At 74.1% G+C, this 13,330-nt stretch carries 11 protein-coding genes and 1 other RNA gene; 2 read left to right on the top strand and 10 right to left on the bottom strand.

Annotated elements, in window-relative coordinates:
• The first annotated feature begins 88 nt into the window (after window positions 1–88).
• Window positions 89–2,038, top strand: a complete 1,950-nt coding sequence (locus SM793_RS20440; RefSeq protein ID WP_320439671.1) for a S9 family peptidase — start codon at window positions 89–91, stop codon at window positions 2,036–2,038.
• Window positions 2,039–2,054: 16 nt separating this feature from the next.
• Window positions 2,055–2,606, top strand: coding sequence for a hypothetical protein (locus SM793_RS20435; RefSeq protein ID WP_320439670.1), 552 nt, complete (start codon window positions 2,055–2,057; stop codon window positions 2,604–2,606).
• 56 nt (window positions 2,607–2,662) lie between these two features.
• Here the strand turns inward: SM793_RS20435 and SM793_RS20430 are convergent, their stop codons facing one another.
• From SM793_RS20430 to ffs, 10 genes are all read right to left on the bottom strand, one after another.
• Complete coding sequence (locus SM793_RS20430; RefSeq protein ID WP_320439669.1) at window positions 2,663–3,463, bottom strand: SURF1 family protein; 801 nt, start codon at window positions 3,461–3,463, stop codon at window positions 2,663–2,665.
• 191 nt (window positions 3,464–3,654) lie between these two features.
• Window positions 3,655–5,304: a hypothetical protein gene (locus SM793_RS20425; protein ID WP_320439668.1), complete on the bottom strand. Its 1,650-nt coding sequence runs from the start codon at window positions 5,302–5,304 to the stop codon at window positions 3,655–3,657.
• Entirely contained in the window at window positions 5,297–5,842 is a 546-nt protein-coding gene (locus tag SM793_RS20420) for a SigE family RNA polymerase sigma factor (RefSeq protein ID WP_266271797.1), read from the bottom strand. Before SM793_RS20420 ends, SM793_RS20425 begins: the two co-directional genes overlap by 8 nt.
• Window positions 5,843–6,094: 252 nt before the next feature.
• Window positions 6,095–7,207, bottom strand: coding sequence for an aspartate-semialdehyde dehydrogenase (locus tag SM793_RS20415; protein ID WP_320439667.1), 1,113 nt, complete (start codon window positions 7,205–7,207; stop codon window positions 6,095–6,097).
• Window positions 7,204–8,484, bottom strand: a complete 1,281-nt coding sequence (locus SM793_RS20410; RefSeq protein ID WP_320439666.1) for an aspartate kinase — start codon at window positions 8,482–8,484, stop codon at window positions 7,204–7,206. The genes SM793_RS20415 and SM793_RS20410 overlap by 4 nt, the downstream gene beginning before the upstream one ends.
• 438 nt (window positions 8,485–8,922) lie before the next feature.
• Window positions 8,923–9,651 carry a DUF5063 domain-containing protein gene (locus SM793_RS20405; protein WP_320439665.1) on the bottom strand — a complete coding sequence of 243 codons (729 nt, stop codon included), beginning with the start codon at window positions 9,649–9,651 and terminating at the stop codon, window positions 8,923–8,925.
• On the bottom strand, window positions 9,644–10,243 hold the full coding sequence (gene recR / locus SM793_RS20400) for a recombination mediator RecR (RefSeq protein WP_266312323.1): 600 nt from the start codon (window positions 10,241–10,243) through the stop codon (window positions 9,644–9,646). Before recR ends, SM793_RS20405 begins: the two co-directional genes overlap by 8 nt.
• A 267-nt stretch (window positions 10,244–10,510) precedes the next feature.
• Window positions 10,511–10,849, bottom strand: a complete 339-nt coding sequence (locus SM793_RS20395; protein WP_078879765.1) for a YbaB/EbfC family nucleoid-associated protein — start codon at window positions 10,847–10,849, stop codon at window positions 10,511–10,513.
• A gap of 58 nt (window positions 10,850–10,907) precedes the next feature.
• Entirely contained in the window at window positions 10,908–13,100 is a 2,193-nt protein-coding gene (locus SM793_RS20390; protein ID WP_320439664.1) for a DNA polymerase III subunit gamma and tau, read from the bottom strand.
• Window positions 13,101–13,174: 74 nt separating this feature from the next.
• An RNA gene (gene ffs / locus SM793_RS20385) (signal recognition particle sRNA small type) lies at window positions 13,175–13,271 on the bottom strand.
• Between the last annotated feature and the right edge of the window lie 59 nt (window positions 13,272–13,330).

Genomic DNA, 13,330 nt, shown 5'->3' with positions numbered 1-13,330 from the left:
CGGGTGTGGGGAGGGCCGTGCCGGCCCTCCCCGCGCCCGTTTCCCCGTCCCGTTCCGTTTCCTCGCCCCGATCTGGTTGGGTGGGTGGATGAGCGAGGAGAAGAGCGCCGTACCGGCATGGGAGCAGCGGTTCAGGGCGGCACGGGTCTCCCTGCCGGACTGGGCCGAGGACGCCCCCGACCGGGCGCTGTACGTGTCCAACTCCAGCGGCACCTACGAGGTCTACGCCTGGGACCGCGCCACCGACACCCACCGGCGGGCCACCGACCGACCGAACGGCACCACCGACGCCGAGCTGTCCCCCGACGGCGAGTGGATCTGGTGGTTCGACGACAGCGACGGCGACGAGTACGGCGTCTGGCGCCGCCAGCCGTTCGCGGGCCGTCCCGAGGGCGCCGCCGGTCCGGACGAGGAGGCCGTCCCCGGTCTGGCCCCGTCCTACGACGCGGGTCTCGCCCTGGGCCGGGACGGCACCGTGGTGGTCGGCCGGTCCACCGACGAGGACGGCACCACCCTGCACCTGCGCCGCCCGGGCGCGGCCGAGGCCGTCGAGATCTACCGGCACGCCGAGTACGGCGGCGTCGGCGACCTGAGCCACGACGGCACCCTGCTGGCCATCGACCACACCGAGCACGGTGACGCGATGCACGGCGCGATCCGGGTCGTCCGCCTCTCCGGCGGCGATGCCACCGTCTCCGGTGCCGAGGCCGCCGTCTCCGGTGCCGAGGCCGCCGTCTCCGGTGCCGAAGCCACCGCCCTCCCCACCGTCGCCGAGCTGGACGAGGTCACCGGCCACGAGCACCCGCGCGGGGTCGCCTGCCTGGGCTTCGCGCCCGTCGACGGCGACACCCGGCTGCTGGTCGCCCACCAGCGCACCGGCCGCTGGGAGCCGATGATCTGGGACGTCGCGACCGGCAAGGAGACCGCCCTGGCGCTCCGCGACGAGCAGGGCCGCGAACTGCCCGGCGACCTCTCCGCCCAGTGGCGCCCCGGCGCCCGCGCGCTGCTGATCGAGCACGAGTACGAGGCGCGCAGCGAGCTGTTCTCCTACTCCCTGGACGACGGCGTGCTCACCCGGCTGGACACCCCGCGCGGCACGGTCGGCGGCGCCACCCCCCGCCCCGACGGCACGGTGGAGTTCCTGTGGTCCTCCGCCGCCGACCCGTCCGCCGTCCGTTCCACCGCCGGCACGGTCGTGCTGCGCGCGCCCGGTAGCGTTCCGCCCGGCTCGGTGCCGGTCGAGGACGTCTGGGTGGACGGGCCCGGCGGCCGGGTGCACGCGCTGGTCCAGCGTCCGGCCGGGGCGGGCGAGGGCCCGTTCCCGACCGTGTTCGAGATCCACGGCGGCCCGACCCACCACGACAGCGACTCCTTCGCCGCCGGTCCGGCCGCCTGGCTGGACCACGGCTTCGCGGTGGTCCGGGTCAACTACCGCGGCTCGACCGGCTACGGCCAGGCCTGGACGGACGCGCTGCGGGAGCGGGTCGGCCTGATCGAGCTGGAGGACATCGCGGCCGTGCGCGGCTGGGCGGTGGACAGCGGGCTGGCCGACCCGGACCGGCTGGTGCTGGCCGGCGGCTCCTGGGGCGGCTACCTCACCCTGCTCGGGCTCGGCGTGCAGCCCGAGCTGTGGAGCCTCGGCGTCGCCGCCGTGCCCGTCGCGGACTACCTGACCGCGTACGACGACGAGATGGAGGCGCTGAAGGCGATCGACCGCACGCTCTTCGGCGGCACGCCGGAGGAGGTGCCCGAGCGCTGGACCGCCTCCTCCCCGCTGACGTACATCGACCGGGTCGCGGTGCCGGTCTACATCAGCGCCGGGGTCAACGACCCGCGCTGCCCGATCCGGCAGATCGACAACTACGTCGAGAAGCTGGAGCAGCTCGGCAAGCCGCACGAGGTGTACCGGTACGACGCCGGGCACGGCTCGCTGGTCGTGGACGAGCGGATCAAGCAGTTGCGGTTGGAGATCGACTTCGTCCGCCGGTACCTCGGCGGCCTGCCGGTCGGCGAGAATCGGGCGGACACCGAGAAGTAGCGAACGGGGGACACGGGTGAGACGCCTGCTGACGATCCTGGGGGCGGGGGTGGCCGGGGCACTGGTGCTCACCGGCTGCTCGGGGCAGGACGGCGGTGACGGTGGCGGGAGTGCGGCCTGTCCGCCGCCCGTCTCGCCGTCCTCCGCCGCGCCGTCCTCAACCGCGCCGTCGTCCCCGCCCTCGTCGTCCCCGCCGTCCGCCGTCGCTCCGCCGACGGCCACCTCCACGGTGGTGAAGGCCGCCTTCCGTACGGCGGTGGCCGCGGGCGGGGAGGAGGCCGGTGTGGTCCTGCTCGCCAAGTCGGGCTCGAAGGGCTCGAAGGGGTCGAAGAGTTCCAAGAGCGGCCGCACCACACGCCACCACACCGACCGGTACGACTCGGACGACGGCTCCAACGGCAGCGGCAACAACAACGGCCGCCGGTGCGACAACCCGCCGCCGACCGCCGCTCCGTCGACGACCGCCCCACCGTCACCGACGCCGTCCGGCAAGGCACCGGCGCCGGCACCGGTGCTGCCGTCCAAGTCGGCGGTACCGGCCGTGCCACCGGCGAAGCCGACCCGCTGACGCGACGGCCCCAGTGCCGCGGCACCGGTGGCCCCGGCCCCGGTGGCGCCGGCCGGTCAGTCCAGGACCGGGTCCAGTCCGAGGGCCCGGTCCTGCTCGGCCTCCGCCTCGCGGCGCAGCAGCCGGAACCACATGAACACCACGAAACCGCCGAAGACGAACCACTCCAGCGTGTAGCCGAGGTTCTGGAACGCCCGCAGCGAGAGGCCGTCACCCCCCTGCGGCTGGACGGTCGGCACCGGGGTGAGCCCGTCCGGCGCGACGTCCGCGGACACCCAGCCGTCGTACCAGCCGTCGAGGGCGAGCTTGTTGACGAGGGCGGCACGGTTGATGGTGCCGAGCTGCCCCTCCGGGAGGCCGCCGGCCACGGCGCCGTTGCTGCCGCTGGTCTCGCCGGCCTGGAGCCGGCCGCCGAGGGTGACCTCGCCGGTGGGCGCGTCCACCGGTTCCCCGGGCGCGGACGCCCCGGCCGGCGGTGTCCCGGGTGCCCAGCCCCGGACGACCGCGACCGTCCTGCCGTCGGCGGTGCGCAGCGGGGTGAGCACGTAGTAGCCCTGCCGGCCGTCCAGTACCCGGTTGGGGACCAGCAGCTGGTGCTCCGGATCGAAGGTGCCGGTGACCGTCACGGCGCGGCCGACGGTGTCGGTGGTGACCTGCGGCCGGTCGGCGGCCAGCAGTTCGCCGAGCGGACGGGGCGCGCCGGCGTCGTTCACGGCCCGGCTGATCTCCTCGTGCGAGGAGACGCGGTCCTCGAACCGGCCGAGCTGCCAGGAGCCGAGCCAGACGCACACCGCCACGGCCGTCACGGCCAGCGCGGTGCCGCTCAGCCAGCGCGGGGTGAGGAGAAACCGGTACACACCCCCCACGGTAACCACTCCTCACACTCCGCCCGCGCCCAGGCCCCCACCTCGGACCCGAAAGTCGGTCCCGCCGACTTCTCGCGCGCGACTCCGGCCAGGCGGCCCGACGACGCGGCTGCCCGAGGGACGTCACCCGGCGGACGTCACCCCCGCCCGGAGGTCACCCCCCGGACGTCACCCCGCCGCCCTCACCCCGCCGACGGCGAGGCGCCCGGCGCCGGGGCCTGGGCGTCCGGCACGACGGCCCGCGGCGCGGTGCGGTAGACGGTGCCCGCGCAGGCGTCGGCCAGGACGACCCGCGCGGCGGCCGGATTGCCCGGGGCCGGCGTGTACGCCAGGGTGACGCTCGCCGAGGTCCTGCTCGGCCCGGGCGCCGGAGTCGCGGACGGGCTCGGGGTCCCGGTGCTTCCCCCGGTCGTCGAACCGCTCGGTTGCGGGGCCGTGCTGGGCGACCCGGTGGGACCGGCCGCCGGAGTCGCGCCGCTCGCCCCACTCTCCCCACTCTCCCCGCTCGCCCCGGCCGGACCGCCGGTCGACGTCCCCGGCCCACCCGGCCGGGCGCTGGTCGCCGCGAGGCCGACGGGACCCGAGCCGGTACTACCGCCCGGACTCGCACCCGCACTGGAGCCGGGACCGGCACCGGAACCCGAGCCCGTGGTGCTCGGGCCCCCGGCCCCGCCGGGACCACCGGCCCCCGGCAGCGCGCCGCCTCCGCCCGTCCCGGGGCCGCCGGTCGCGCCGCCGTCACCCCCCGCGGACCCGGTGGCGCTGCTGGTCGCCCCGCCGCCGCCGGTCTCCCCGCCGCCGGACGGACTGCCGCCCGCCGTAGTACCGCCGGTCGAGCCCGCTCCCCCGGAACCGGCGGAGGCGCTCGGTGAGGTCGTCCCGCCGGGGACGGGACAGCCCGCCTGGTCCGGGATCCACGCGAAGTCGACCCGGTAGGCGGCGCGCGGTGCGAGGACGAGGCCGTTGCTCCCGGCGTCGGCCCCCGCCGCGGGTCCGGCCGAGGGCCCGGGCGCGGGCAGACCGGTCGCCGGGTCGCCGGCGGTGTGGAAGACGATCGGGATCCTCGCGGTGTCCGCCCCCGTGGTGCCGCCGGTGCCCGAGGCTCCCGTCCTGCCGGTGACCGTGACCGATCCGGGCCCGCCGAGCCGGCAGCTGCGTCCGGAGACATTGGTCATCGTGAAGAAGCCGTAGACCCGGCCCTCCGTGTCCGGGGCACCGAGCTGCGCGCTGCCCTGTCCGAGGTCGGCCCGGGTGCACAGCGCCAGGACCGGGGTGTCGGCCCCGCCACCGGTGGTGGAGGGACTCGGGTCGAAGGTGCCGGGCAGCGAACCGGCACTACTGCCCCCCGCGCTCGGCCCGCTGCCGACGCTGCCGGACGGACTGCCGGGGGCGGTCGAGGTCCCGCTGTCGGAGACCGGCGGCCGGTGGGCAGCGCCGGTGCCTCCGCCGGGGACGGTGCTCGTGACGCTCGGGGAGGCGCCGCCGCTCCCCGCACCGGACGAGCCGGGACCGCCGGACAGGCCGAGGTGGTCCGTGGTGTGCAGGGCCGGGAGGAGGAAGGAGGCGGTCACGGCCACGGCGGCGGCGCCGGTCCAGGCCCCGCGCCGGGCGGCCCTCCGCCGCGGCACCGCCCGGCGGATGCGCTGGAGTCCGCCGGGATCCGGCTGGACGCCGGCGACCGCCCGCAGCATCAACTCCCTTACCAGCCGCTCCTCCTGACCGGCTCCACGGCCGTCACCCGCCCGACCGCCGTCACCCGCCCGACCGTCGCCACCCGGCCGGCCGACATCGCCCGTCCGACCGCCGTCACCCGCCCGACCGTCCTCAGCCATGCCCGGCCTCCATCTGGACCCTCAGCGCGGCGAGCCCCCGTGAGCCGTACGCCTTCACCGAACCGAGCGAGATGCCGAGGGTCTCGGCCACCTGCGCCTCCGTCATGTCCACGAAGTAGCGCAGCACCAGCACCTCCCGCTGACGGCGTTGCAGTCCCCGTAGCGCGACCTTCAACTGGTCCCGCTCCAGCGCATCGTAGGCGCCTTCTTCTGCACTGGCCATGTCAGGCATCGGCTTCGGCAGCAGCCGGAGGCCGAGGATCCTCCGCCGCAGCGTCGACCGGGACAGGTTGACCACGGTCTGCCTCAGATAGGCGAGGGTCTTCTCCGGTTCCCGCACCCGCCGCCTGGCCGCGTGCACCCGGATGAAGGCCTCCTGGACGACGTCCTCACAGCTCGACAGATCGTCGAGGAGCAGCGCGGCCAGCCGCAGCAAGGAGCGGTAGTGCGCCTGATAGGTCTCGGTGAGCAGGTCCTCGCTGGCACCGGCAGCGGTACCGGCGCCAGGACCCGCGGCACCGGGTGCAACTGCCGTCATCTGGCTTTCTTCCGGCCTATCCGCAGGCCACTGGACACGCGACGGGAACGTCACCGCGACTGCCGCCGAGATGCCCGCCCCTGCCCCCACCATCACGTTCGCCACGCCCGTTGGACACTCGATCCCCTGTCATGGTTGCCCGGCCCGACGCACATTCTCGCGCATGGGCCGAACGCCCCTCCAGGGAATTCGGCGAGGATTCGTCAAGCAGTCCGCGAACAAACCGCGCAGACTCCGGGTGGACGGGCGGAATCAGCCCGCTCCGACACCGTCCGCGCCCGTCCCGGCACCCTCGGCTTCGGCCGCCGCGGCCCGGTCGGCGATCTCCCGCGCCACCAGCTCGGCGATCTGAAGGGCGTTCAGCGCCGCACCCCGGCGCAGGTTGTCGCCGCAGAGGAAGAGGTCCAGCGCGTTCGGGTCGTCCAGGGCGCGCCGCAGCCGGCCGACCCAGACCGGGTCCGTCCCCACCGCGTCGTTCGGCGTCGGGAACTCGCCCGCCGCCGGGTCGTCGTACAGCAGCACCCCGGGGGCGTCGCGGAGGATCTCGTGGGCGTGCTCCTGGGTGACCTCGCGCTCGAACACCGCGTGCACGGCGAGCGCGTGGGTGCGCACCACCGGGATCCGCACACAGGTCGCCGAGACCTTGAGCCCGGGCAGGCCGAGGATCTTGCGGGACTCGTCGCGCACCGTGCGCTCCTCCGACGACCAGCCGCCGTCGGTCAGCACCCCGGCCCAGGGCACCGCGTTGAGCGCGAGCGGGGCGGCGAACGGTCCGTGGTCGGCGATCATCGCCCGCAGGTCGCCGGTCTGTTCGCCGACCTCGGTGCCGGCCACCTGGGCGAGCTGGGCCCGCAGCGCGTCCGTACCGTCCCGGCCGAGCCCGGAGGCGGCCTGGTAGGAGGCGACCACCAGCGACTCCAGCGCGTACTCGGCGTGCAGGGCACCGATCACCGCGATCATGGTCAGGGTGGTGGAGTCCGGGCTCGCCACGATCCCGCGCGAGCGCATCCGGACGGCGGCCGCGTTGACCTCGGGCACCACCAGGGGAACGGCCTCGTCCAGCCGGAAGGCCCCGGAGTTGTCGACCACCACGACGCCCTTGGCGGCCGCGATCGGCGCCCAGCGGGCGGCGATCTCCTCGGGGACGTCGAACAGCGCGACGTCCACCCCGTCGAAGAGCTCCTCGGACAGCGGGAGGACCTCGACGGACTCCCCGCGCACGACCGCCTTGCGGCCGGCCGAGCGCGGGGAGGCGGCGAGACGGATCTCGCCCCAGATGTCCTGGCGGAGGGAGAGCAGGCCGAGGAGCACCTCGCCGACCGCGCCGGTGGCGCCGACGACGGCGAGGTTCGGCCGCCGGGTCATCGCCCGGTGCCCCCGTAGACCACGGCCTCGTCCGACTCACTGTCCAGCCCGAAGGCGGAGTGGACGGCCTGCACCGCCGCGTTGACGTCGTCGGCGCGGGTGACCACCGAGATCCGGATCTCCGAGGTGGAGATCAGCTCGATGTTGACGCCGGCCGCGGAGAGGGCCTCGAAGAAGGTCGCCGTGACGCCCGGGTTGGAGCGCATGCCCGCGCCGACCAGCGAGATCTTGCCGATCGCGTCGTCGTAGCGGAGCGACTCGTAGCCGATGCCCTCCCGGACCCGGTCGAGCGCGTCGATGGCCTTCTGGCCCTCGGTCTTCGGCAGGGTGAAGGAGATGTCGGTCAGACCGGTCGACGCCGCCGAGACGTTCTGCACGACCATGTCGATGTTGACCTCGGCGTCGGCGATGGCGCGGAAGATGCGCGCCGCCTCGCCCGGCTTGTCGGGGACACCGACGACCGTGACCTTGGCCTCGGACGTGTCATGGGCGACTCCGGAGATGATGGCCTGCTCCATCTCGCCCCCTTCGGGCTGGTGCGGGTTGTCGTTGCTGACGATCGTCCCGGGAAGACCCGAGAACGACGAGCGTACGTGAATCGGGATGTTGTAGCGGCGCGCGTACTCCACACAGCGGTCGAGCAGCACCTTGGAACCCGACGAGGCCAGCTCCAGCATGTCCTCGTAGGCGATCCAGTCGATCTTGCGGGCCTTCTTCACCACGCGCGGGTCGGCGGTGAACACGCCGTCCACGTCGGTGTAGATCTCGCAGACCTCGGCCTTGAGAGCGGCGGCGAGGGCGACGGCGGTGGTGTCCGAGCCGCCCCGGCCGAGCGTGGTGATGTCCTTGCTCGACTGCGAGACGCCCTGGAAGCCGGCCACGATCGCGATGTTGCCCTGGTCCAGGGCGGTGCGGATGCGGCCCGGCGTGACATCGATGATGCGCGCCTTGTTGTGGACGGAGTCGGTGATGACGCCGGCCTGGCTTCCTGTGAACGACTGCGCCTCGTGGCCCAGGGATTTGATCGCCATGGCCAGCAGCGCCATGGAGATGCGCTCTCCAGCGGTCAGCAGCATGTCGAACTCGCGGCCGGCGGGGAGAGGTGACACCTGCTCCGCGAGTTCGATGAGCTCGTCCGTCGTGTCGCCCATCGCGGACACCACGACGACGACCTCATGGCCGGCCTTCTTGGCGTCAACGATTCGACGGGCCACGCGCTTGATGCCCTCGGCATCCGCAACGGATGAGCCGCCGTACTTCTGCACGACAAGGCCCACGTGCGCTCCTCGACTTGTGTCGTTTCCGGGGGCGATCGGCCCCCGCACCCCCGGGTGGCGGGGGCTGTGCGGTCGGCGCCAGTCTACCGAGCGGGGGTGCCCCGACCTCTGCTTTCCATATGATGAGACACACGTTTCAGCAGGTGAGCGGGGGTGCGGATGCTGCCACCGGCAGGTCTGCGGGCAGGTGTCCGCCGTTCCGGAGAATCGGCGGACGAAGGGACGGCTGCCCCGGGGTTTTCCGTCCGGTGGCCAGGAGTGAGGTGTCCGTCACACTCCCGCCGCCCGGGCCCCGGGCAGCCTGCGTCCCTGCTCTTCCGCGCCGTTGCGGCCCTGCGCTCCCGGCCCTGTGCTCCGTCGCCCTTGCGGCCTTGCGCCCTCGGTCGGCGCCGGTGGCGTTCGGTCCGATGACGCTCGGTCCACCGGCTGGTGACCCGGCTAGTGACCCCCGCCGAGCTCGGCCGCCATCAGGTCACCGGCCTGCTGCTCCAGCTGCTCGTCGGTGAGGCCGTCGTTGTCGGTGTCCGCCCCGTCCGGTGCCGCCCCGATCGGGCTGTCCAGCCGGACGTGCGCGATCAGCGACTGCAGCGCCCGCAGAACGGCCGTGCAGGTGGTGCCCCAGTTGGACAGGTACGAGAACTGCCACCACCAGAGCGCCTCGCTGACCCGGCCCTCGCGGTAGTGGGTGAGCCCGTGCTGCAGCTCGCTCACCACCCCGGCCAGGTCGTCCGAGATCCGGAACGCGCTCGGCTTCTCCGGCGGCCCGTACGGGTCGAAGACCTCGTGGTAGACGTCGATCGGCGCGAGCAGCACGGCCAGCCGCTCCCGCAGCTGCTCGCCGTCCGGCTCCGGACCGGTGTCGGGCTCGAACCGGTCCTCCGGGACGACGTCCTCGATGGCGCCCAGCCGGCCGCCGGCCAGTAGCAGCTGCGAGACCTCCAGCAGGAGGAGGGAGACCGCGCTGCCGGGCTCGTCACCCTTGGCGACCTCGGTCACCGAGAGCACGAAGCTCTCCACCGAGTCCGCGATCTGCACCGCGAAGTCGTCCGGTTCCGAGCCGTGGGCATGGGTGTGCGGAGGGCGCGGCACCTGCGCGGTGTCCCGCTCCTCCTCCGGCCCGGCCTGATGGGGTGCGTGGGGCTGCTGGTTGATCGTCCGGTCAGACATCGAGCAGTCGTCTCCCTTCGAAGGCGCGACCGAGTGTGACCTCGTCCGCGTACTCCAGATCCCCGCCGACGGGCAGGCCGCTCGCCAGGCGGGTCACCTTCAGGCCCATCGGCTTGCAGAGCCGGGCCAGGTAGGTGGCGGTCGCCTCCCCCTCCAGATTGGGGTCGGTGGCCAGGATCAGCTCGGTGACGGTGCCGTCCGCGAGCCGTGCCAGCAGCTCCCGGATCCGCAGATCGTCCGGGCCGACGCCCTCGATCGGGCTGATCGCGCCGCCCAGCACGTGGTAGCGGCCGCGGAACTCCCGGGTGCGCTCGATGGCGACGACGTCCTTGGACTCCTCGACCACGCAGATGACCGCGAGGTCGCGGCGCGGGTCCAGGCAGACCCGGCACCGCTCGGCCTCCGCGACATTGCCGCAGACGGCGCAGAACCGGACCTTGTCCTTGACCTCCAGCAGCGCGTGCGCCAGCCGGCGGACGTCGACCGGGTCGGCCTGCAGGACGTGGAAGGCGATCCGCTGCGCGCTCTTGGGCCCGACGCCGGGCAGCCTGCCCAGTTCGTCGATCAGGTCCTGAACCACGCCCTCGTACAACGTCGCGCCTTCCCTCGGGTTGGACCGGTGGCACCCGCGCGGGGGGCTCCGGTGCCATCATCCAACGAATCGGACACCGGGCGCATCGCCCGGCGCCCGACTCCCGCATTAATCACACAGGTCCGTTGTCCGAACTCCGGACCCGACTGTCCGCTCCGTACGCTCCGCTGCCCCGGCCCGTACCCGCTGTCACGGCGGGGCCGTCACGGTCGTCCGTCACAGCGGGGCGTCACGGTCGGACCGTCACGGCCGGACCGGTCGTCACCGTCAGAACGGCAGGCCCGGGATCCCGCCGCCGAGGCCCTGGGTCAGCGGGCCCATCCGCTCGGCCTGCATCTTCTGCGCGGCCTGGTTGGCGTCGCGAACGGCCGCCAGGACGAGGTCGGCCAGCGTCTCGGTGTCCTCCGGGTCGACGGCGGCGGGGGCGATGGTCAGCGCCACCAGCTCGCCGGAACCGGTCACCGTCGCCTCGACCAGGCCGCCGCCCGCCGAACCGCTCACCTTGGCCTCGGCCAGCTCCTGCTGCGCCTGGGCGAGGTCCTGCTGCATCTTCTGCGCCTGCTTGAGCAGCGCCTGCATGTTGGGCTGGCCACCACCGGGAAACACGGCTCACTCCTTGCGTTCGGTCGGCTCCTGCTACGTCCTCGACGAGCCTACGTGCTGCTCAGTTGCCGCCGTGCCGGATCTCCTCCAGCACCGTGGCACCCAGCTCGCGGATGATCAGCTCCTGGCCCGAGAACACGTCCTCGTTCAGATCGGGGTCGTCCTCCTCCGGCACGTCGTCCTCCGGGGCCACCCCCTGCGCCGGGTACGCCGGGGGCGCGGCCTGGACGGGCGGCGGCACCGGCGCGGCCGGCGCGGGATTCGGCGCGGCGGCCCGACGGGGCGCCGGAGCGGGCGCGGTAACGGGAGCCGGCGCGGCAGGCGCCATCTGGGGCGCGGGCGCCGCCGGACGCGCCGGTGAGGCACCCCAGCCGCCCCCGCCCCCACTCGGGGCGGCCCCCGCACCAGCGGGGCCCCCGCCGGGGCCGCCGGCGCCACCGGACGGGTCGACGATGCACTCGATCCGCCAGTCCACGCCGAGCGCGTCCGCCAGCGCGGCCCGCAGCACGTCGTCGCTGTTGCTGCTCACGAAGCTGTCGCGGGCACCCGCGTTGATGAACGAGACCTGGAGCACGCTGCCGTCGAACCCGGCCACCTGGCCGTTCTGGCTGAGCAGGATCCAGGTGAAACGGCGCCGGTTCTTCACCGCCTCCAGGATCTGCGGCCACAGCTGCCGGACCTGGCCCGCGCCCTGCTGCGCCGCCGCCGACGGCTGCCCGCCGGACGCCGCAGCGGGGGCGGGGGCCGGAACGGGCGCGGCCGGCGCGGCCACCGGAGGAACGGACTGCGCGGGGGACGGCGCGGCCACGGGGGCCGGAGCCTCCGCCGCGGGCGGCTCCCCGGCGGGCGGGAAGCTCCGCTTGATCGGCCACGCCCCGGGCGCCGGCCCGGCCGGCTGGGCCGGGGCGGGCGTGGGCGTCGGCGTGGGGGCGGGCGTCGGCTGTACCTGCACCGGCGGCGCGACCTGCGGCGCCTCGGACACCGCCAGCGCCTGCACCGCCTGTGCCATCGGCGCCGCCACCATCGGCGTCGTCGGCGTCGTGGGCATCGTCGGGGCCGCCGGCACCGGGCCGCCGGCCGCGGCGAACCCACCGCTCGCGGCACGCCGCTCCAGCTTGTCCAGCCGCGCCTGCAACGACAGCTCGTCGCTGTAAGCCCCCGGCAGCATCACCCGGGCACAGATCAGCTCCAGCTGGAGCCGGGGTGCCGCGTTGCCGCGCATCTCCGTCAGCCCGGTGTTGACGAGGTCCGCCGCCCGGCTCAGCTCCGCCGCCCCGAACGCGTCCGCCTGCGCCTGCATCACCGCGATCCGGTCGGCCGGGGCGTCGATCAGCCCCTTCTCCCCCGCGTCCGGCACTGTGGCGAGGATCACGAGGTCCCGCAGCCGCTCCAGCAGGTCCGCGACGAACCGGCGCGGGTCGTGGCCGCCCTCGACCACCCGGTCGACCACCTGGAACACCGTCGCCCCGTCGTGCGCGGCGAACGCGTCCACCACCTCGTCCAGCAGCGCCGAGTCCGTGTACCCGAGCAGCGAAGTGGCCATCCCGTACGTCACACCGCCCTCGGCGGCGCCGGCCAGCAGCTGGTCCATCACGGACATCGAGTCACGCACCGAACCGGCGCCCGACCGCACCACCAGCGGGAACACGGAGTCCTCGACCTGGATCCCCTCCCGGCCGCACACCTCCGCCAGGTAGTCGCGCAGCGTGCCGGGCGGCACCAGCCGGAACGGGTAGTGGTGGGTCCGGGACCGGATCGTCCCGATCACCTTCTCCGGCTCGGTGGTGGCGAAGATGAACTTCAGGTGCTCCGGCGGCTCCTCCACCACCTTCAGCAGCGCGTTGAAGCCGGCCGAGGTCACCATGTGCGCCTCGTCCAGGATGAAGATCTTGTACCGGCTGTGCACCGGCGCGAAGAACGCCCGCTCCCGCAGGTCGCGCGCGTCGTCCACACCACCGTGCGAGGCCGCGTCGATCTCGATCACGTCGATCGACCCGGGCCCGCCCGTGGCGAGGTCCGTGCAGGACTGGCACTCACCGCACGGCGTGGGCGTCGGCCCCTGCTCGCAGTTCAGACAGCGGGCCAGGATGCGGGCGCTCGTGGTCTTGCCGCAGCCGCGTGGGCCGCTGAACAAGTACGCGTGATTGACCCTGTTGTTGCGCAGGGCCTGCTGGAGCGGAGCGGTCACGTGCTCCTGCCCGATGACCTCCGCGAAGGTCTCCGGGCGGTAGCGGCGGTACAGGGCTAGGGACACACCCCCGACGATATCGGGACGGACCGACAAACGCGTCGCCCCTCGATCCGCGCACCCCCACCGGCCCCCGGGAACGCAAAGACCCCTCGCGCACCCGCCAGAGCCCTCCTACCCTTGCTGCCTTCCGGCCCTGGGGGAGTTCAGAGAGATAACGCCACACGAGGGGCTGCCCCCAACACTACCGGATCCCGGGGCCCCCCCAACCCCCCCCCCCCCCCCCCCCCCAGCCC

This window comes from Kitasatospora purpeofusca (assembly GCF_034043715.1).
GTDB classification, from domain to species: domain Bacteria; phylum Actinomycetota; class Actinomycetes; order Streptomycetales; family Streptomycetaceae; genus Kitasatospora; species Kitasatospora purpeofusca_A.
The sequence above is the reverse complement of the archived record's forward strand: the minus strand, read 5'-3'. Positions and strand labels throughout refer to the sequence as shown.

Bases quoted from the DNA above. Each gene is read 5' to 3' on its own strand.
- SM793_RS20440 (WP_320439671.1), top strand. From the start codon at position 89: ATGAGCGAGGAGAAGAGCGCCGTACCGGCATGGGAGCAGCGGTTCAGG.
- SM793_RS20425 (WP_320439668.1), bottom strand. From the start codon at position 5,304: ATGGCTGAGGACGGTCGGGCGGGTGACGGCGGTCGGACGGGCGATGTC.
- SM793_RS20420 (WP_266271797.1), bottom strand. From the start codon at position 5,842: ATGACGGCAGTTGCACCCGGTGCCGCGGGTCCTGGCGCCGGTACCGCT.
- SM793_RS20415 (WP_320439667.1), bottom strand. From the start codon at position 7,207: ATGACCCGGCGGCCGAACCTCGCCGTCGTCGGCGCCACCGGCGCGGTC.
- SM793_RS20405 (WP_320439665.1), bottom strand. From the start codon at position 9,651: ATGTCTGACCGGACGATCAACCAGCAGCCCCACGCACCCCATCAGGCC.